Origin of the sequence: Halorubrum aquaticum (assembly GCF_900113615.1) — an archaeon.
GTDB classification, from domain to species: domain Archaea; phylum Halobacteriota; class Halobacteria; order Halobacteriales; family Haloferacaceae; genus Halorubrum; species Halorubrum aquaticum.
Map to the genome: position 1 here is coordinate 32636 of NZ_FOPZ01000011.1, position 18173 is coordinate 50808.

Genomic DNA, 18173 nt, shown 5'->3' on the forward strand with positions numbered 1-18173 from the left:
TGCGCTGCCAGTAGCTTCTTTAAATACCCATCCGAATGGGCCGACGATGGTACCACTTCAGTTCGGGTTGTCGGGGATCGCGGCGACGATCGCGGTGTTCCTGTTCACCGTGTTCAAGTTCGTCGCCGGTTTCGTCGGCGTGTTGTTGCTCGGGAAGCTCGTCTTCGTGCCCGGCGTGGAGCGGGCGATCGCGTCCCGAGGGCTGGACGAGGCGGTGAAGAGCCTGGGCTCGAGCGTCGCGAACGCGGTCGTCTGGGTCGCGGCGATCGCGATCGGGTTCACGCTCGCGGGATACGGCGCGTTCCTCTCGGCGTTCGCCGTCTTCGGCGGCGCGATCGCGCTCGCCGTCGGCTTCGCCGCACAGGACTTACTGGGGAACTTCGTCGCCGGGATCTTCATCCTGAAGGACAAGCCGTTCGAGGTCGGCGACTGGATCGAGTGGAACGGCAACGCGGGCCGCGTCGAGGACATCGACCTGCGCGTCTCGCGGGTCCGGACCTTTGACAACGAGCGGATCACGGTGCCGAACGGCGATCTCGCGAACAACGCGGTGACGAACCCCGTGGCCTACGAGACGCTCCGACAGAAGTTCGTCTTCGGCATCGGCTACGACGACGACATCGCGCAGGCGACCGACGTCATCGTCGAGAAGGCGGAGGCACACGAGGGGATCCTCGAGGACCCCGCACCGTCGGTTCGCGTGGTCGAACTCGGCGACTCCGCCGTGGGACTCCAGTCGCGCTGGTGGATCGACGAGCCCGACCGCGGCGACTTCGTCCGGGTGCGCTCGGAGTACGTGACCGCGGTGAAGGAGGCCTTCGACGAGGCCGGCATCGACATGCCGTACGTCCACCGGCAGCTCACCGGCAGCGTCGAGGTCATCGAGGACGTCGCCGACGACGAGTAGCGGCGGACGGTCCACCGTCGACCGCCTTCGGCCGGGATCACACGGGGCGATCCCCGGACTTCGGGCGTAGAAGTACGACCGTTTTTAACCGATCATCGATAGGTACTACCCATGAATATCGGCTCGTGGCGGACGTATCTCGTGACGGGAGCGGACCACTCCGCGGGACGGGAGACGCCGGCGGTCGTGGCCGACGCGCTGGCCGGCGGGGTCGACGTCGTCCAGCTCCGCGAGAAGGGGACCGACGCGCGGACCCGGTATCGCCTCGGTCTTCGCCTTCGGGAACTGACCGCGGAGGCGGGCGTCCCGCTCGTGGTCAACGACCGCGTCGACCTCGCGGCGGCGGTCGACGCCGACGGCGTCCACCTCGGACGGTCGGACCTCCCGATCGAGGTCGCTCGCGAGCAGCTCGGCTCCGACGCGGTCGTCGGCGCGTCGGCGTCGACGGTCGCGGAGGCGAGGGCGGCGGTCGACGCCGGCGCGGACTACCTCGGCGTCGGGGCCGTGTACGGGACCGACTCGAAGGACGTCTCGGGCGACCGGGACGGGATCGGTCCCGAACGCGTCGCCGCGGTCGCCGACGCGGTCGACGTTCCCGTGATCGGCATCGGCGGGATCGACGCGGAAAACGCCGCTCGCGTCGTCGAGGCGGGCGCGACCGGCGTGGCGGTCGTCTCCGCGATCACGGCCGCCGAGGACCCGCGGGCGGCGACCGAGGCGCTTCGTGAAGCGGTCGCTCCCGAGTAAGCCTAAGCCGACGCCGAACGGTGAGTCCGGCGGCGGGCCCTCGGTCCTCGGGAACCGGGAGACTGGAAGGGGGAGTGGCGAACGGGCGGTGCGTGTCGGTCGGGAGGCGTGTCAGTCGGGAGGCGCGTCGGTCGTGGGACCGTGTCCCTCCTCCCGAAACCGCGCGGGACCACACCGCACACCCGCGTTCCCCCGCGCGGCGATCGAGCGCGTCACGTGACGGGGTGTGCCGGCATCCGATAAGAGGTGACGCCCGGACCTACCGCGTCGCCTGCTTCCACTGGCGGAGTCCGACGCGCTCGCCGTCGACCTCCTCGGCGGGCGCGTCGGTGGCGGCCCAGACGAAGAGCGGCGCGACGCTGTCGGGGTCGCGGGCGCGCTCCTTCCCGGTGAGGTCGGTGGCGACGAGTCCGGGGTCGACGACGCCGACCGTCGCGTCGAGGTCGGCGGCGAAGCCGCGGGCGACCGCCTCGGCGGCGGCCTTCGAGACCGCGTACGCGCCCATCCCCGACTTGGATTCGTGGGCGACGGATCCCGAAGGGACGAGGACGCGCGCGTCGGCGGCGAGGTGTGGGATCGCCTCGCGTATCGTGGCGAACACGCCGCGCGCGTTCGTTCGCATGGTGTCGTCGAAGTCGCGGTAGCCGACCTCGTCGGTCGGCGTGTCGCCGGGTCCGCCGTGGAAGACCGCCGCGTTGGCGAGGACGACATCGACGGGGCCGGCCTCGCGGGCGACGCGCTCGAAGAACCGCTCGAGGTCGAACTCGTCGCGGACGTCGACGCGCGCGCCCCAGGCGGTTCCGGACTCGTCGTCCGTCGTCCCTTCGTTCAAGTCCGTGACCGTCCGGTCGACGGCGGCCCCGTCGCGGCCGGAGACGGCGACGAACGCGCCGGCGTCGACGAACGCCCTCGCCACCGACCGCCCGATCCCGCTCGTTGCGCCGGTGATCGCGACCGTCCGTTCCATCGGGGATCCGTACGGACGGCGGCGACTTAGTGATACCCACTACGGCCGTCGTGGTGGTATTTATACGGTTCCCGTCCGAGGATCGGATATGGACGCGGCCCCCGACACCGAAGCCGTGGCCGACGAGTCCGTCGTCGTGATCGGCGGCGGGTTCGGCGGCCTCTCGACGGCCTGTTACCTCGCCGACGCCGGCGCGGACGTCACCCTCCTCGAGAAGAACGAACAGCTCGGCGGGCGCGCGAGCCGCCTCGAGGCCGACGGGTTCCGCTTCGACATGGGCCCCTCGTGGTACCTCATGCCCGACGTGTTCGAGCGCTTCTTCGGCCACTTCGACCGCTCGCCGGAGGAGTACTACACGCTGACCCACCTCGACCCGCACTATCGCGTGTTCTGGAAGGACGGCGACCGGGTCGACGTGCTCCCCGACATGGAGCACAACCGGGAGCTGTTCGAGGCGTACGAGCCCGGCGCGGGCGAGGCGCTCGACGCCTATCTCGAGGAGGCCGAACGCACCTACGAGATCGGGATGGAACACTTCGTCTACGAGGACCGCCCTCGCCTCCGCGACTACGTCGACCGCGACGTGATGCGGTACTCGTGGGGCCTCTCGCTGCTCGGGAAGATGCAGGGACACGTCGAGGGCTACTTCGATCACCCGAAACTCCAGCAGCTGATGCAGTACACGCTGGTCTTCCTGGGCGGGTCGCCGACGAACACGCCCGCGCTGTACAACCTGATGAGCCACGTCGATTTCAACATGGGCGTGTACTACCCCGACGGGGGACTCGGCGCGGTCGTCGACGGCATCGTCGAACTCGCCGAGGAGCTCGGCGTCGAGTTCGTCACCGACGCGGAGGTCACGGGGATCGAGGGGCGCTACGGCGCGTTCGCGGTCGACACCGTCGGCGGCGACCGCTACCTCGCCGACGTCGTCGTCTCGAACGCCGACTACGCCCACACCGAACGGGAGCTGTTGCCCGAGCGGAAGCGCCAGTACACCGAGGAGTACTGGGAGTCGCGGACGTTCGCGCCCTCGGCGTTCCTGTTGTACCTCGGGGTCGAGGGCGACGTTCCGGAGCTCGCCCACCACACCCTCGTGTTGCCGACGCGGTGGGACGAGCACTTCGCGCAGATCTTCGACGACCCCGCATGGCCCGACGACCCGGCCTATTACCTCTGTGTGCCCTCGGAGACCGACGAGACGGTCGCCCCGGAGGGCCACAGCAACCTCTTCGCGCTCGTCCCCATCGCGCCCGGGCTGGAGGACACCCCGGAGCTCCGCGAGGAGTACCGCGACCTCGTGCTCGACGACATCGCGGAGAACACCGGAACGGAGCTGCGCGACCGGATCGTCTTCGAGGAGACGTTCTGCGTCGCGGACTTCGCGGACCGCTACAACAGCTACGACGGGAGCGCGCTCGGGCTCGCGCACACTCTCCGGCAAACGTCGCTGTTCCGCCCGCCGCACCGCTCGACCGCGGTCAAGGGGCTCTACTTCACCGGCGCGACCACGACGCCCGGCATCGGCGTCCCGATGTGTCTCATAAGCGGGGGACTGACCGCCGAACGGATCGCGGACACGATCTGAGAGCCGTGACCGGTTCCGACGCCGCGGGCGATCGTGACGGGGACGACGCCGACCGCGCCGGCGACGGGGCGGCCGCCGACCTCGCCGACCATCTCCGCTACCTGCTCGTGCTCTCGCGGCCGCGTTTCTGGCTCTACCTCGCCGGCCCCGTCGCCGTCGGCGTCGCGTACGGGATCGACGGGGTGGACGGGCTGTTCACGCCGACGACGCTCGCGCTCGCCGGCTACTTCCTCGTGCCGGCCAACGTCTTCCTCTACGGCGTCAACGACGTCTTCGACGCCGACGTCGACGCGCACAACCCGAAGAAGGGCGACCGGGAGGCGCGGTGGCGGGGGAACCGGCTCGCGCTCCTCGCGGTGGTCGTCGCGGCCGCGCTCGGGGTCGGGACGTTCGCCGTCACCCCGCCGGTCGCGTGGCCGTTCCTCGCCGGGTTCTTCGTCCTCGCCGCGGGCTACAGCGTGCCGCCGGTCCGGTTCAAGACGACCCCGTTCGCGGACTCGGTCTCGAACGGGCTCTACGTCCTCCCGGGAGCCGCCGCGTACGCGACGGTCGCGGGGACGGCTCCGCCGACGTTCGCGCTCGCGGGCGCGTGGCTGTGGACGATGGGGATGCACACGTTCTCCGCGATCCCGGACGTCGAACCCGATCGGGAAGCCGGGATCCGGACGACGGCGACGCTTCTCGGCGAGTCGCGGACGTACGCGTACTGTCTCGCCTGTTGGGTCGCCGCCGCGGTCGCGTTCGCCGCGGTCGACGTTCGACTCGGCGCGCTCCTCGGCGTCTATCCCGTCTTCGTGACGTGGGTCGCGGTCTCGGGCGTCGCCGTCGACCGCGCCTACTGGTGGTTCCCCGCGCTCAACACGGTCGTCGGGGCGTTATTTACCATGGGCGGGCTCTGGAGGATCTACCCAGTCTGGGAGGCGCTCGGATGAGCGGCGACGGCTCGGGAGTGAGCGACGACGGTTCGTCGACGACGGCCGCGGACTCGGAGACGGCCACGGGCTCCGGGACGGACGCGTTCCGCGACCGGCTCCCGGACACTCGCGACGGTCTCGAGGCGTTTCTCGACGGGGTCGTCCGCGAGAACCGCTTCACGATCGCCGTGCTCTTCCCGGCCGTCGGCGCGGTCACGCTCGTCGGGAGCGCGGAGGGGTGGATCCCCGAGCCGTTCGCCTTCAACCCCTGGTTCGTGCTGTTCGGCGTCTGCGTGATGCGCTCGCCGCTCGTGGTCGGGGTCCTCCCGCTCTTCGACCGACGAGCGGCCGGCTGGCTCGGCGTCCTCGTCGCGTACACCTACGCCATCGAGAGCGTCGGGGTCCGGACCGGCTGGCCGTACGGCGGCTTCGAGTACGCGATCGACCTCGGCCCGATGGTCGGCGGGGTGCCGCTCGCGCTCCCGGTCTTCTTCATCCCGCTCGTGGTCAACGCCTACCTGCTCTGTCTGTTGCTCCTCGGTGGCCGCGGGTCGAACGGCTGGATCCGGCTGTTCGCCGTGAGCGCGGCCGTCGTCGCGATGGACGTGGTGTTGGACCCCGGCGCGGTCGCCGTCGGGTTCTGGACGTTCGGCGGCGGCGCGTTCTACGGGGTCCCCCTCTCGAACTACGCGGGGTGGGTGTTGTCGGCGGTCGTCGCGGTGGTCACGCTGGACCGCGGGTTCGAGACGGACGCGGTCCGCGAGCGGCTGGCGGACTGTGAGTTCATGCTCGACGACATGGTGAGTTTCGTGATCCTCTGGGGCGGGATCAACGTCTGGTTCGGCAACTTCCTCCCCGCGCTCGTCGCGCTCGCGTTCGGCCTCGGACTCCTCGCGACGGACCGGTTCGACGCCGGCCTGTTGAGGCCGTGATGCCGGGGCGGCCGAGTGGGCCGGGGCGGCGGCACCGGGAGAACCGACCACGGATCCGACTCGAAACCCCTTATATGCGGGCCGCCCGTCCCTTCGATATGGAGACGAGCGTCGTCGACGAGACGGGTCGCGAACGGGGGATCGATGAGTAGCCTCGCGATCGAGTACGGCTCCCACGAGCGCGTTCGGGAACTGATCGACCGGCTGCGGTTCTGTGCGGAACACGTGAGCGTCGACTTCGACGGCTGGGAGGAGCCCCACGTGAAGGGACCGGGGCTGTACTTCGCGGTCGTCGCCGACCGCGAGTACGGGTCGTACGTGGACCCGATGGGCGACAACCGGTGGCCGCGGGACGACTGTCCCTCGGTCTTCGAGGAGAACGCGTTCGTCGAGTCGACGGAGTCGGTGGCTCTCGAGGGGGACGGCGGGATCGTCGTCGCCGTCGACGGCGAGATCGAGTCACAGATGGTTCGGTTCCGGGACCTCGGGACCGGGAGCGGCGAGGACGACCTCGCCGACGACGTCGCCTACGAGCCGTGGATGGGGTCACGCCACATGAGCGCGATCGAGACGTCGGTCAGGCCCGAGGTCGTCGCCACGGTCACCCTGAGCGAGGAGACCGGTCGCGTGAGCGTCTTCCGGGACGGCGAGGCGGAGTCGACGACCAGGTCGGAGATCGGCGGTCCCTGGCGCGCGGAGTAGACGCCCGCGACCCCACCGAACGAGGATCCGACCCCATTCTTATGCCCGCCCCGCGCCAACCGCCGCGTATGTACGACGACGTCCTGATCCCGACCGACGGCAGCGAGGGGGTCGACCGAGCGCTCGATCACGCGATCCCGCTGGCGAGCGACCACGACGCGACCGTCCACGCCCTGTACGTCGTGGACCGCCGGGTGGCGAACGCGAGTTCGGGCGACCTCCACGACGAGGTCATCGCCGACCTCGAATCGCAGGGGGAGGCGGCCGTCGCGGCCGTCGCGGACCGGGTCGAGGCGGCCGGACTCGACGTCGAGACCCACGTGCGCCACGGGACGCCCGACACCGAGATCGTCGGGTACGCGGAGGACACCGGGATCGACGTGATCGTGATGAGTCCGGAGGGGAAGTCTCCCCGCGAGCGGATCCGGTCGCTGGGAAGCGTCTCCGACCGCGTCACCGACGACGCGACGGTGCCCGTGTTCCTGATCAAATAGGCCGCGTTCACTCCTCAACGTATTTGTCCGTGGCGACGCACGGTTCGGCATGAAACTCACCGTCCTCGGCAGCGGAAGCGCGATGCCGGTCCCCGACCGCGTCCAGTCGGGGTACCTCCTCGAGGACCGCGACGGCGAGACCGACCGGTCGTTGCTGGTCGATTGCGGCAGCGGCGTGCTCCAGCGCCTCGCCGACACCGATCCCGGCTACGAGGGGGTCTCGACCGTCCTGTTGACGCACCACCACCTCGACCACGTCGCCGCGCTGCTCCCGCTCGTGAAGGCGCGGTGGCTGGCGGGCGAGGAGCACCTCGAGGTCGTCGGCCCGACCGGGACCAAGGCGCTCGTCGACGGCCTGCTCGGCGTTCACGACTACCTCGACGGGCGGATCGACCTCGCGCTCCGGGAGATACCGGCGGGCCGGGCGTTCACCGCGGGCGGGTTCGACGTCGTCGGCCACGAGACGCGCCACTCGATGTCGGGCCTCGCGTACCGGTTCTCGCCGCCGAGCCGGAGCGCCGGTCCCGCGGACGGGCCCCTCACCCTCTCGGGCGACTCCGAGGCGTTCGCGGGGCTCGCACGGTTCGCGGACGGCAGCGACGTCCTCGTCCACGACTGCTCGTTCCCCGACGGGACCGACGTCTCGAACCACCCGACGCCGACGTCGCTCGGGGAGTCGCTCTCCGAGGTCGACGTCGGGACGCTGCTGCTCTCACACCTCTATCCGCACACCGGCGGGCGCGAGGGGGAGATGGAAGCGAGCGTCCGGGAGGCGGGCTTCGACGGCGACGTGCGGGTCGCCTCCGACGGACTCGAAGTTCGGATCCTCCCGGAGTAGCAGTCCCACCGCGGCATCCGGGCCTCGAGTTCCGGACGATCGGCATGAGTGGACTTCGGGAACGTCCCCCGTGGAGACCTGCGATGTCGATTAGATATTACCACATAATACCACAGACTTATCATACCTCGTCCGAATGTGATTCCATGGCCTTCAGCGACACCCTTCTGGACGCGGGGTCGGAGATCTGGGCGGCACAGTTCGAGCACCCGTTCGTGTGCGAACTCGCGACGGGTGACCTCCCCGACGCCGCGTTCCGACGGTGGCTCGAGCAGGATCACCGCTATCTCTTCGATTACGCCAGGGCGTACGCGGTCGCCGGCGCGAAGGCGCGTGAGGAGGCCGCGATGGCGACGCTGCTCGGCGGGGCGGATGCCGTGTTGAACGAGGAGCTCGACCTCCATCGGTCGTTCGCGGCCGAGTACGGAGTGACCGAGAGCGACCTCCGAGGGACGGCGAAAACTCCGACCTGCGAGGCGTACACGAGCTTCCTCGTGCGAACCGCCCACGACCGACCGGTTCCCGTCGCTGTCGCCGCGCTGTTCCCGTGTATGAAGGGGTACCTCGACGTGGCCGATCACATGGCCGAGCTCTCCGGTGGAGACCACCGGTACACTCCGTTCATCGAGACGTACACGAGCGGGTCGTTCCGCGCCGAGACCGCCTCGATGCGCGACCTCCTCGACGGGTTCGCCGAGTCGTATCCCGGCCACCGCGACGCGATGCGCGAGGTCTTCCTCACGAGCGCCGAGTTCGAGTTGGCGTTCTGGGAGATGGCGTACGACGGTGAAACGTGGGCGACCCGCGGGTCGGTCGATCCCGTCGACGCTCGTGGTCGAGCGTAACGGTTGGAAGTTACATAGGAGCCCGATCGACCCGGATGTTTAAACGTTCGTGCGGGTATCTGGTGGTATGGCCGAGCCGCTCGCGGACGATTTCGGACGGGAGGTGACGGGGGTTCGGGTCTCGCTCACCGACCGGTGTAACTTCGACTGTATCTACTGTCACAACGAGGGACTCGGCGACACGCGCGGGCCGATGGAGCCGAGCCCCGACGAGATGGGCACCGACGACGTGGTCCGGTTTCTGGAGGTCGTGGAGGGGTACGGCGTCGGGAAGGTGAAGTTCACCGGCGGCGAGCCAATGCTCCGCCAGGACCTCGAGGAGATCATCGAGCGCACCCCCGACTCGATGGAGGTCTCGATGACCACCAACGGGACGTTCCTCCCGGGTCGCGCCGAGGACCTGAAGGCGGCGGGACTCGACCGCGTCAACGTCTCTCAGGACGCGCTCGACCCCGACGACTTCGCCGAGGTGACCAAGTCGGGCGCGTACGAGCAGGTGCTCGAGGGTGTCAGAGCCGCCGTCGATGCCGGGCTCGACCCGGTGAAGCTCAACATGGTGGTGTTCACCCACACCGCGGGCTACGTCGAGGAGATGGTCGAGCACGTCGCGGAGAACGAGGGGCTCCAGCTCCAGCTCATCGAGTACATGCCGGAGCTGACCGGGAAACCGGAGTGGAACGTCGACATCGGTCGGGTCCACGACTGGCTCGCCGACATCGCCGATCGGGTCGAGCATCGCGAGATGCACGACCGCAAGCGGTACTTCGTCGGCGAGGACGCGGACGGCGAGGGCGGCGGGATGGTCGAGATCGTCGACCCCGTGGAAAACGAGGAGTTCTGTGCCAACTGCGGCCGCGTCCGCGTCACCCACGAGGGGTACCTGAAGGGGTGTCTCAACCGCAACGACGACCTCCGGTCGATGGGCGAGATGACCCGCGAGGAGATCGCCGAGACGTTCGAGGCGGTCGTCGAGAACCGGGTCCCCTACTACGGCGAGTACCTGATCGAGAACGACGAGGGCGAGTACGAGTTCAACGAGAAGTACCTCGGGACGCCGTCGACGGCCGACTGAGCGCGTCCCCGCAACGGTCGACCCGCTACACCGACGACGTGATCCCGCCGTCGACGCGGAGGTTCTGCCCGGTGACGTAACTCGACTCCTCCGAGAGGAGGTACGCGACCGCGTCGGCGATCTCCTCGGTCCGTGCGGCCCGTCCCATCGGGATCTCCGCTCTCGTCTCCTCGTCGACGTCGTAGCTGTCGACGAAGCCGGGCAGGACGCTGTTCATCCGGATCCCCGCCGCCGCGTATCGGTCGGCGTAGAGCTTGGTGTAGCTCCCGAGACCGGCCCGGAGCACCGACGAAACTGGGAAGTCGGGTGAGGGTTCGAACGCCGAGAACGTCGAGACGTTCACGATCGCCCCGCGTTCCTGCTCCTCCATGATCGGCGTGACGAGCCGGGCCATCCGGACCGTGTTCAACAACACCAGGTCCATCCCCTCGTACCACTCCTCGTCGGAGATCTCGAGGAGGTCGCCCGAGGGCGGGTGCCCGGTGTTGTTCACCACGGCGTCGATGCGACCGTATCGCTCGTGGGTCGTCTCGACGAGCGCTCGGAGGTCGTCGGGCTCGGTGACCGAACCCTCGTAGCCGTCCCCGCCGAGGTCGTTCGCGACGTCGACGGCGCTCCCGGAGGGAGACAACAGCACCGGGAGGTACCCGTCGTCGTTCAATCGCCGCGCACAGGCCTCCCCGATGCCGCTTCCCGCCGCCGTCACGATCGCGACCTGGTTGTCGTCCATACGGCCGATGCCGCGGGTGCGACAATAATACCACCGGCGTGTTCGGACCGACCGGCACACACAGAGTCAAAGCGCCGTTTGAGTCATACCAACGTCTTTACTCGATCGAGACTTCCCTCACGTATGACGGAGCGGTCGACGACGAGACGGCGGTTGTTGGGTGCCGGTTGTGCGACCGCGGCCGTCGCGGCCGCGGGCTGTCTGGACCGGTTCGGTTCCGCCGGGAGCGGAGGCGGGGAAACCGGCGGGTCCGGCGAGCGGTCCCTGCGACTCACCCTGTCCCGTCGGGACGGTTCGCTCCGGGACCGGTACGTGATCGACATCGCCGACGCCCGCTCGCCGGACGCCGAGGAGGCCTTCCGGACCACGCTCGAGGGCTCGGCGTACACGACGCAGTACCGAACGCCGTTCCGTTCCACTCCCGACGATCCCGCGTACGTGAGGGAGGACGGGACCTACTACCGACTCGGGTCGGTCGTCGTCGACGAGGCGGCCGAGACACGCCCCGTCCTCCGGCTTCGGGACGGAACGCGAACCGACGATGCTGACGGATCGGCCGACGGCGACTCGACCACTGACGCGATCGTCGCCGAGGAACTTCCCGAAAGCGACCAACGAGCCGTCGAGATCGCGCACATGGCCGCTCGCGCCCGCGACGACGAGGGCGGCGTCCCGTGGGGGTTGGTTCAACGCGGCGGCTACGTCTATCGGTCCGAGAGGGCCGTCGAAACGAGCCGGATCCTGTCGGAGGACGGTCCCGACCGCGTCGTCTACCGCGAGATCGAGTACGCCGTCGAGGTCGCCGAAGAGCGGTTTTACGAGCCGATCCATCGCGCGACCGTCGAGCCCGTCGCGACGAGTCTCGAGCGAATGGAGGCGATCCTCCGGGCAAAATTCGTCGACGCACGGGTCAACCGTGACGCGCTCTCCACGGACGAGTCGGAGGTCCTCCGGTCGGCTCGCGGGGACGGCTACGACGGGACGCATCCGTACTCCGAGGCGTACCGGAACGTGTTGACGGCGCTTCACGAGCGCGCCTACCTCGACGGCGACGTCGAGAATGACGCCTTCAACGACCCCGAACACGGAACGGGGACGATCCTGTACGGCGACGAGTACTACGAGTACCGGCTGCGGTTCACGTCCTCGTCCGGGGGATAGAACGAACCCCCACGTGCTCGAGACGAACGAGGTGAGGAACGGGCACGGTGGGATTCTCACTCGATGGCGAGACTCACTCCGTTCGTCTCGCGTAGTTCGAATCCCTGTGCCGTCACTGCTCGCGTTGCTCGCAGATGACGAGCACGGTGGGATTCGAACCCACGACCATCGGATTAGAAGTCCGACGCTCTATCCTAGCTGAGCTACGTGCCCTCGCCCCGACTATCCGTACGGGCAGGTAAAAACCGTCGTGGTTCGGGTCGCCGCGCCGGTGCCGAGCCCGCAACAGCAAGCCTAAGTCCGCGACGCCGGTAGCTCACGGTAATGAACGTCATCGGTACCGTCGGCCTCCCCGGCAGCGGCAAGGGCGAGGCGGCGAACGTCGCCGAGGCGGCCGGCGTCCCGGTCGTCGTCATGGGCGACGTGATCCGCGAGGAGTGTCGCGCTCGTGGCTTGGACCCGGCCGAACACCACGGGCGAATCGCCGGAGTACTCCGCGAGGAGGAGGGCGACGACGCCATCGCCGCCCGAACGATCCCGCGGATCCGCGAGGCGGCCGAAGAGGGCGAGACGGACACGGTCCTCGTCGACGGCCTCCGCTCGACCGTCGAGTTGGAGCGCTTCCGCGAGGCCTTCGGCGACGGCTTCACGCTCGTGGCGATCCACGCCCCCTTCGAACTCCGCGCCGAGCGGCTCGGCGAGCGCGGCCGCGACGACTCCGACTCCGACCTCGAGGCGCTCCGCGAGCGCGACGAGCGCGAGATCGCCCTCGGGCTGGGCGAGACCCTCGATCACGCCGACGTCGAGATCGACAACACCGGGACGCTCGAGGCGTTCCGCGAGCGGGTCCGGAAGGTACTCGCCGTCGGCGGGGACGCCGCTGCGCCGGCCGCTCCGGACGCCGACCCCGAGTCTGACGGAGGTCGTCCGTGATCTACAGCGTCGACGTCCGGATCGTCGCACCGGTCAACGACACCGAGGTGACGGACCGCGTCGCCGACGCGGTCCGGAACGTGTTCCCCGACGCCGAGCCGGCCCACGAGGACGGTCGGCTGGTCGCGGAGACGCACACCCTCGACGCCTTCTCCGACGTGCTCCACGAACAGGAGATCCTCGACACCGCCCGCCGCGTGTTCCTGCGCAACTCGACGGACGAGGGGTTCGACTTCGCGCTCAAGAAGCAGGCGGCCTTCGAGGGGGTCGTCAACTTCGCCGTCGGCGACCCCGACGAACTCGGCGACATCGAGGTCGAGGTTCGGGTGCGCGAGCCGGACGTCGAGTCGTTCATCGACTACGTCGCGCCCGAGACCGACGAGGGCCGACCGGTCGACCCGGTTCGGGAGTACGGCGACCGGTTCGACCCCGAGGACGAGGCGTACTGACCCACGGCCGAGGCCACGGCTTCCCGTTCTCGATTCCCGCTACCCGTCCGCGAGGAGCGACGCGGCCGCGCCGCCGCCCGCACCGAAGACGGCGGGATAGACGATCCCCGCCAGTAGGCCGGCCGTCGGGAGGATCGGCGTGATGGCTCCGTCACCGATCGAGTAGCCGAAGACCAGGACTCCCACGAGCGCGAGCGGGAGGTAGCCGGCGACGACGAACCCGCCCGCCCGAACGCCCTCGATCGGTTCGGTGACGCCCGCGATCCGCCCGACGAGGACGCCGGCGACGAGCAGGAGGACGGGGGGGACGAGGTACATCGCCGCGAGCGAACCGGCGTCCGACTCGGCGATGAAGTTCACCACCCGGACCCCGCCGAGCGGGGTCGGTACCTCCGTGGCGACGACGTGCGCGTTGTAGAACACCCACCCCACAGCCTTCCACGGCGGGATCGGATCGCCGCCGATCAGGTCGGCGACGAAGTTGATCCCGCGAAGCGACTCGCCGACCCGTCCGCGCTGGGTCACGAACACGATCAGGTAGCCGAGGACGTACGCCGCGACGCCGCCGAGCGCGCCGACGGCGAGGTCACGCGTCGTGTCCGAACGGTCAGTGGTCGACATGTCCGCCGGTCGTCGCGGACGTGGTAAGTGCTTGGTGGGTCGGCGGCGGCGTCCCGCCTATCTCCCGATCGACCGGTTCCACGTCACGACCGGGACCTCAGTCGTCGCCGGCTGCGGCAGCCTTGCCCGGGTCGACGACGGTCCCGTCGAACTCGTCGACGCCGACCCGGTCACACAGGTCGTACAGCGGGCAGGCCTCCGGGCCGTCCAGACACGCGGGCTTGCGCGCCGAGCAGTACTCCCGGCCGAACTGGATCATCGCGGTGTGACCGAAGCCGCACTTCTCCGGCGGCACCTCGGCCTCGATCGCCTCGCGGACCGCCTCGTGGTCGGCGTCGGGCGGAGCCAGCCCCATCCGCCGGGCGATCCGGTGGACGTGGGTGTCGACGGGGAAGACGCCGCCGCGGCCGCCGGCGAAGAGCAGGACGCAGTCGGCCGTCTTCGGACCGACTCCGTCGACGGACAACAGGGTCTCGCGGACCTCGCTCGGGTCCCCCTCGGCGACGTACCGGTCGAACGCCTCCGTCGAATCGAACTCCTCGACGGCCCACGCGGCCGCCTCCCCGATGACCTTCGACTTCCGGTTGTAGAGTCCGGCGGAGGCGATCGTCTCGGCGAGCTCGTCGCGGTCGGCGTCCGCGAGCGTCTCGGCCAGCCGGTCGGCGGGGCCGTACCGCTCCATCAACGACTCGTGTGCGGGCTGGCTCGCCTTGTCGGAGGTGTTCTGTGAGAGGATCGTTCTGACGAGACACTCGAAACCGTCGCGACCGCCGTACGCCTTCTGCCAGTACAGCTCGCCGAGTTCGTCGACGACCGCCTCGGCGCGGGAGTCGCCGTCGCCGGGCGCGAACTCGTCGGTCTCGCCGCCGCCGTCCGGACCGCCACTGATGTTCTCCGCCGGCTCGTCGGGCATGGCCGTCCGTTGGGCGTGATCGGTCAAAAGGGTCGTGTCCGTGACGGCCGTCGCCGAACCGGCACGGGAACCCCCCTCCGGCAGGTTGAAACCGATCGGCTCGTAACGGGAACCATGAGCGTCGAACAGGCCCCCATCGAGGAGCTCGGACGCGAACTCGGCGAGCGGCTCGCCGCGACGCCGGAGTACGAGCGCTTCGAGGAGGCACGCGAGGCGGTCCAGCACGACCAGGACGTCCAGGAACGGATCGACGAGTTCGAGCGGATCCGCGCCGAGTTCATGCAGGCGCGCCAGACCGGCGACGCGACCCAATCCGACCTCCATCGCGTCCAGAACGCCCAGGAGGAGCTTCACTCCATGCCCGCGATGAGCGAATTCCTCGACGCACAGGACGACCTCTCCGACCGGCTCGAGGCGGTCAACGAGGCGATATCGGAGCCGCTCGCCGTCGACTTCGGCGGCGAGGCCGGCGGCTGCTGTCACGACTAGCCCGGGAGTTCGATCCCCTCCCGACCGTTCCTTTATTCCGGATGACGACCCACCCCGTCGCGTGATAGCCGTCGCCGGCGGAAAGGGTGGAAGCGGAAAGACGACCACGGCCCTGGGGCTCGCGCGGGCGTTCTCCCGACGCGGCGCACCGGTCGTCGCCGCGGACGCGGACTGGGACCTCCCGAACCTCGTGGAGCTGGCCGACGAGACCGGGGAGCCGGTCGCGACGCCGGCGACGCCCCGCGAAGCGATCCCCGAAGCGACCGGATCGAGAGCCCGATCGACGGTCCTGCGAGTCGCCCGCGGGGAGCGGACGGTCCCCGTCGACCGCTCCGCACCGGTCGTGCTCGACGCGCCGAAGCGGCCGAGAGAACACGACGCGGCGACCGTCTTCAGCGACCTCGACGACGTCGTCGCCGAGGACACGCCGCTCCTCCTCGACTGTCCGGCGGGCGCCTCACCGGACGTGGCGGCCCCGCTGCGCGCGGCCGACCGCTGCGTGTTGGTGACGCCGCTCCACCGTCCCGCGCTTCGCGACGCGGTCAAGACCGCAACGATAGCTCGACGGCTCGGCTGTCCCCCGCTCGGCGTCGTCGTCACGCGCTCGCGGTCGGTTCCGGACGCCGTTTCGGAGCTGTTCGGCTGTCCGGTGCTCGGCCGGGTCCCGCCGAGTTCGCCGGTGCCGCTCGCGGACGCGGCGGTCGAGGCGGCGTACGACGGGGCGGCGACGGCGCTCGTCGAGGCGTACGGCGCCGATCGGTGGCGCATCGCATGAAGCGGCGACGGGGTGGAGGGTCGGGTCGCCGTCGCGTCACCGCCATCGACAGAGCCAAACGTCCACGCGAGTCAGTTGCGCGCATGGAGCGGCTGCCGACCGGGATCCCGGTTCTGGACAGGGAGCTCGACGGCGGGCTCCCCGCCGGGAGCGTGGTGGCGTTGAAAGCCGACCCGGCCAGCCAGTCCGAACTCTTCTTGAACACCTTCGCGGGCGTCCGGGAAACGCTGTATCTCACGACCGTTCGGTCGGTCGAGGCGGTCGAAAGCGGGCTCTCCGCGTCGGCCGTCGAGACCGGCGACCCGGTCGTCGAGACCGTCGACGGCGAGGACCCGATCGAGGACGCGCGCGAACGGCTCCCGTCGATCCCGGACGACGGAACGGTGATCGTCGACCCCACGGAACCCCTCGAGGACGCGGATCCGCTCCGATACCGGTCCCTGCTGACGGACCTGGTCGCTCGGACGGACGAGACGGACGCGACGGCGATACTCCACGCGCTCAAGACCGGCGACGAGCGGTCCCGAAACCGACTCGTCACCGAGCAGGTCGCGGACGTCGTCTTCGACCTCCGAACCGTGGTCACGGGGACCGCGATCGAGAACCGCCTCGCGGTGCCGAAGTTCCGCGGCGGGGCGGCCCTCGAGGAGCCGGTCAAGCTCAAACTCACCGACACCGTCTCCGTCGACACCAGTCGAGACATCGCGTGACGGGCGTCGCCGGTCGCCGATTCGCGACGGCCGAACCGCTCAGATCGTCCCGGCCGCGAGCACGACGACCCCGACGACGACCGCGAGGGTCGCCCAGTTCCGCGGCGCGTCGATCGACCCGTACGGTCCTCCCTTGCGCGTGAAGAGGTACGCGAGGTAAACGGCGAGCGGCGCGAGCGACGGCAGCGTCCCGACCGAGACGCCCGGGACGACGCTCGAGAGGACGGCGACGGCGACGGTCGAAATGCCCGCACTGGCCGCGACGAGGACGTCCTCGCGTGCGCGTTCGATTTCCATACGCGGGCCTGGACGCGGACGTACCCAAAAGGATCGGTTCGGCAGAAACGCTCGAGATCCTGTGGACGGCCCGACGATCCGGGTCGTCGGCGACGACGGGCGGTTACTCCTCGTCGAGCTCGTCGTCCAGCTCGTCCGCGATCTCGTCGGCGTCGACGTCGATGTCTTCGAGGGCCTCCTCGATGTCGCCGGCACCGGCACCGCCCATGCCGCCCATCATGCCGCCGAGGCCGCCCATGCCGCCGCCCTCGATGACCTCCTCGACGACGACGCGGTCGAGGTCGAGTCGGCCCATGAGGTCCTGGGCGATCTGCTGTTTCTGGAACATCCACTGCTGGTTCATCTGCATCGACTGGGTGGCCGTGACGTAGAGGACGTCCTTCTCGACCTCCTCGGTCTCGACGACTTCCTCGCCGTCGTCGTCCTCGGTGACGGTCTCCTCCTCCTCGGTCACGGTCTCGATCCGGACCTCGGGGGCGTCCTGGAGGTACATTCCCAGCATGCCGGACGCCTTCTCCTCGCGGTCCTCGATGGCCTCGAGCACCTCGTACTCGTACTCGAGGTCCTCGCCGGCCAGCGGGTGGTTGAAGTCGACGCGGGCGCGGCCGCCGATGATCGTCTCGAGGTGGCCCTGCCGGTTGTCGATCTGGACCTGCGCGCCGGGGTAGCGGCTGTCCTCGGGGATCTTGTCGGCCTTGACCGTCTCGACCTCGTCGGGGTCGTACTCGCCGAAGGCGTCCTCGGCGGGGACGTCGACCGTACCTTTATCGCCGACCGACTTCCCGATCAGCTCCTCCTCGACGGACGGGAAGACGTGGCCGGCACCGAGCGCGACGATCCGGGGCTCGAACTCGTACTCCTCGGTGTCGATCTCGGCCTCCTCGGCGACCTCCTCGTCGGTCGTGTCGATCACGTCGCCGTCGTCGGCCGTCCGGATGGTGTAGGCGAGTCGAACGAAGTCGCCGTCGGCGAGTCCGGCGTCCTCGGTCTCCGGTTCGGCGTCCGATTCGGCGTCGGCCTCTTCGGCGCTCTCGGCCGCGTCCGCCTGCTCCTGATCGCTCATAGCGGAACATCACCCGTTACACTCTT

Annotated in this window: 22 protein-coding genes and 1 tRNA gene; 16 read left to right on the top strand and 7 right to left on the bottom strand. The window is 69.5% G+C overall.

Annotation, left to right across the window (positions count from 1 at the left end):
- Positions 1-46 precede the first annotated feature (46 nt).
- Complete coding sequence (locus F3H10_RS10165) at positions 47-907, top strand: mechanosensitive ion channel family protein (protein ID WP_149784656.1); 861 nt, start codon at positions 47-49, stop codon at positions 905-907.
- A 111-nt stretch (positions 908-1018) separates the two neighbouring features.
- Positions 1019-1654 carry a thiamine phosphate synthase gene (gene thiE / locus F3H10_RS10170; protein ID WP_149784657.1) on the top strand — a complete coding sequence of 212 codons (636 nt, stop codon included), beginning with the start codon at positions 1019-1021 and terminating at the stop codon, positions 1652-1654.
- A gap of 259 nt (positions 1655-1913) precedes the next feature.
- Here the strand turns inward: thiE and F3H10_RS10175 are convergent, their stop codons facing one another.
- Complete coding sequence (locus F3H10_RS10175) at positions 1914-2621, bottom strand: SDR family oxidoreductase (RefSeq protein WP_149784658.1); 708 nt, start codon at positions 2619-2621, stop codon at positions 1914-1916.
- A gap of 88 nt (positions 2622-2709) precedes the next feature.
- Between F3H10_RS10175 and F3H10_RS10180 the strand changes: the two genes are divergently transcribed.
- The 8 genes from F3H10_RS10180 to moaA all read left to right on the top strand — a co-directional run bounded on the left by F3H10_RS10180 (position 2710) and on the right by moaA (position 10006).
- Entirely contained in the window at positions 2710-4209 is a 1500-nt protein-coding gene (locus F3H10_RS10180) for a phytoene desaturase family protein (protein WP_149784659.1), read from the top strand.
- A gap of 5 nt (positions 4210-4214) precedes the next feature.
- Complete coding sequence (locus tag F3H10_RS10185) at positions 4215-5141, top strand: prenyltransferase (RefSeq protein ID WP_149784660.1); 927 nt, start codon at positions 4215-4217, stop codon at positions 5139-5141.
- A complete protein-coding gene (gene cruF, locus F3H10_RS10190; RefSeq protein WP_149784661.1) occupies positions 5138-6055 on the top strand; it encodes a bisanhydrobacterioruberin hydratase in 918 nt (305 codons plus the stop codon). Before F3H10_RS10185 ends, cruF begins: the two co-directional genes overlap by 4 nt.
- Before the next feature lie 144 nt (positions 6056-6199).
- Entirely contained in the window at positions 6200-6757 is a 558-nt protein-coding gene (locus tag F3H10_RS10195) for a diadenylate cyclase (RefSeq protein ID WP_149784662.1), read from the top strand.
- 68 nt (positions 6758-6825) lie between these two features.
- A complete protein-coding gene (locus F3H10_RS10200) occupies positions 6826-7251 on the top strand; it encodes a universal stress protein (protein ID WP_149784663.1) in 426 nt (141 codons plus the stop codon).
- 49 nt (positions 7252-7300) lie between these two features.
- Positions 7301-8089, top strand: coding sequence for an MBL fold metallo-hydrolase (locus F3H10_RS10205; protein WP_149784664.1), 789 nt, complete (start codon positions 7301-7303; stop codon positions 8087-8089).
- 146 nt (positions 8090-8235) lie between these two features.
- Positions 8236-8934 (top strand): thiaminase II, encoded by a 699-nt coding sequence (tenA, locus tag F3H10_RS10210; protein ID WP_149784665.1) that lies wholly within the window; start codon positions 8236-8238, stop codon positions 8932-8934.
- Between the two features lie 67 nt (positions 8935-9001).
- The gene (gene moaA / locus F3H10_RS10215; protein ID WP_149784666.1) at positions 9002-10006 is read left to right on the top strand and encodes a GTP 3',8-cyclase MoaA; all 1005 of its coding nucleotides are present in this window, start codon (positions 9002-9004) and stop codon (positions 10004-10006) included.
- Between the two features lie 25 nt (positions 10007-10031).
- On the opposite strand, the gene F3H10_RS10220 is transcribed toward moaA, so the two are convergent.
- Complete coding sequence (locus tag F3H10_RS10220) at positions 10032-10736, bottom strand: SDR family oxidoreductase (protein WP_149784667.1); 705 nt, start codon at positions 10734-10736, stop codon at positions 10032-10034.
- 123 nt (positions 10737-10859) lie between these two features.
- Here F3H10_RS10220 and F3H10_RS10225 point away from each other — a divergent pair, with 123 nt between their 5' ends.
- The gene (locus tag F3H10_RS10225; protein ID WP_149784668.1) at positions 10860-11897 is read left to right on the top strand and encodes a hypothetical protein; all 1038 of its coding nucleotides are present in this window, start codon (positions 10860-10862) and stop codon (positions 11895-11897) included.
- A 138-nt stretch (positions 11898-12035) separates the two neighbouring features.
- Here the strand turns inward: F3H10_RS10225 and F3H10_RS10230 are convergent.
- Positions 12036-12110: transfer RNA gene (locus tag F3H10_RS10230), tRNA-Arg, on the bottom strand.
- 111 nt (positions 12111-12221) lie between these two features.
- Here F3H10_RS10230 and F3H10_RS10235 point away from each other — a divergent pair.
- Together F3H10_RS10235 and F3H10_RS10240 are read left to right on the top strand one after the other, a co-directional pair.
- Positions 12222-12830 (top strand): AAA family ATPase, encoded by a 609-nt coding sequence (locus F3H10_RS10235; protein WP_149784669.1) that lies wholly within the window; start codon positions 12222-12224, stop codon positions 12828-12830.
- Positions 12827-13279: an RNA-binding domain-containing protein gene (locus tag F3H10_RS10240; RefSeq protein ID WP_149784670.1), complete on the top strand. Its 453-nt coding sequence runs from the start codon at positions 12827-12829 to the stop codon at positions 13277-13279. The genes F3H10_RS10235 and F3H10_RS10240 overlap by 4 nt, the downstream gene beginning before the upstream one ends.
- A gap of 39 nt (positions 13280-13318) precedes the next feature.
- On the opposite strand, the gene F3H10_RS10245 is transcribed toward F3H10_RS10240, so the two are convergent.
- Together F3H10_RS10245 and F3H10_RS10250 are read right to left on the bottom strand one after the other, a co-directional pair.
- Complete coding sequence (locus F3H10_RS10245) at positions 13319-13900, bottom strand: transporter (RefSeq protein WP_149784671.1); 582 nt, start codon at positions 13898-13900, stop codon at positions 13319-13321.
- A gap of 97 nt (positions 13901-13997) precedes the next feature.
- Entirely contained in the window at positions 13998-14813 is an 816-nt protein-coding gene (locus F3H10_RS10250) for an endonuclease III domain-containing protein (RefSeq protein ID WP_149784672.1), read from the bottom strand.
- Positions 14814-14927: 114 nt separating this feature from the next.
- Here F3H10_RS10250 and F3H10_RS10255 point away from each other — a divergent pair, with 114 nt between their 5' ends.
- The 3 genes from F3H10_RS10255 (at position 14928) to F3H10_RS10265 (ending at position 16787) form a co-directional block, all read left to right on the top strand.
- Positions 14928-15302, top strand: coding sequence for a YlbF family regulator (locus F3H10_RS10255; protein ID WP_149784673.1), 375 nt, complete (start codon positions 14928-14930; stop codon positions 15300-15302).
- Between the two features lie 61 nt (positions 15303-15363).
- Positions 15364-16077 carry a MinD/ParA family ATP-binding protein gene (locus tag F3H10_RS10260; RefSeq protein ID WP_149784674.1) on the top strand — a complete coding sequence of 238 codons (714 nt, stop codon included), beginning with the start codon at positions 15364-15366 and terminating at the stop codon, positions 16075-16077.
- 83 nt (positions 16078-16160) lie between these two features.
- On the top strand, positions 16161-16787 hold the full coding sequence (locus tag F3H10_RS10265; RefSeq protein WP_149784675.1) for an RAD55 family ATPase: 627 nt from the start codon (positions 16161-16163) through the stop codon (positions 16785-16787).
- 39 nt (positions 16788-16826) lie between these two features.
- Here F3H10_RS10265 and F3H10_RS10270 read toward each other — a convergent pair whose 3' ends face one another.
- Positions 16827-17084 carry a hypothetical protein gene (locus F3H10_RS10270; RefSeq protein WP_149784676.1) on the bottom strand — a complete coding sequence of 86 codons (258 nt, stop codon included), beginning with the start codon at positions 17082-17084 and terminating at the stop codon, positions 16827-16829.
- Positions 17085-17187: 103 nt separating this feature from the next.
- A complete protein-coding gene (locus F3H10_RS10275) occupies positions 17188-18147 on the bottom strand; it encodes an FKBP-type peptidyl-prolyl cis-trans isomerase (RefSeq protein ID WP_149784677.1) in 960 nt (319 codons plus the stop codon).
- Between the last annotated feature and the right edge of the window lie 26 nt (positions 18148-18173).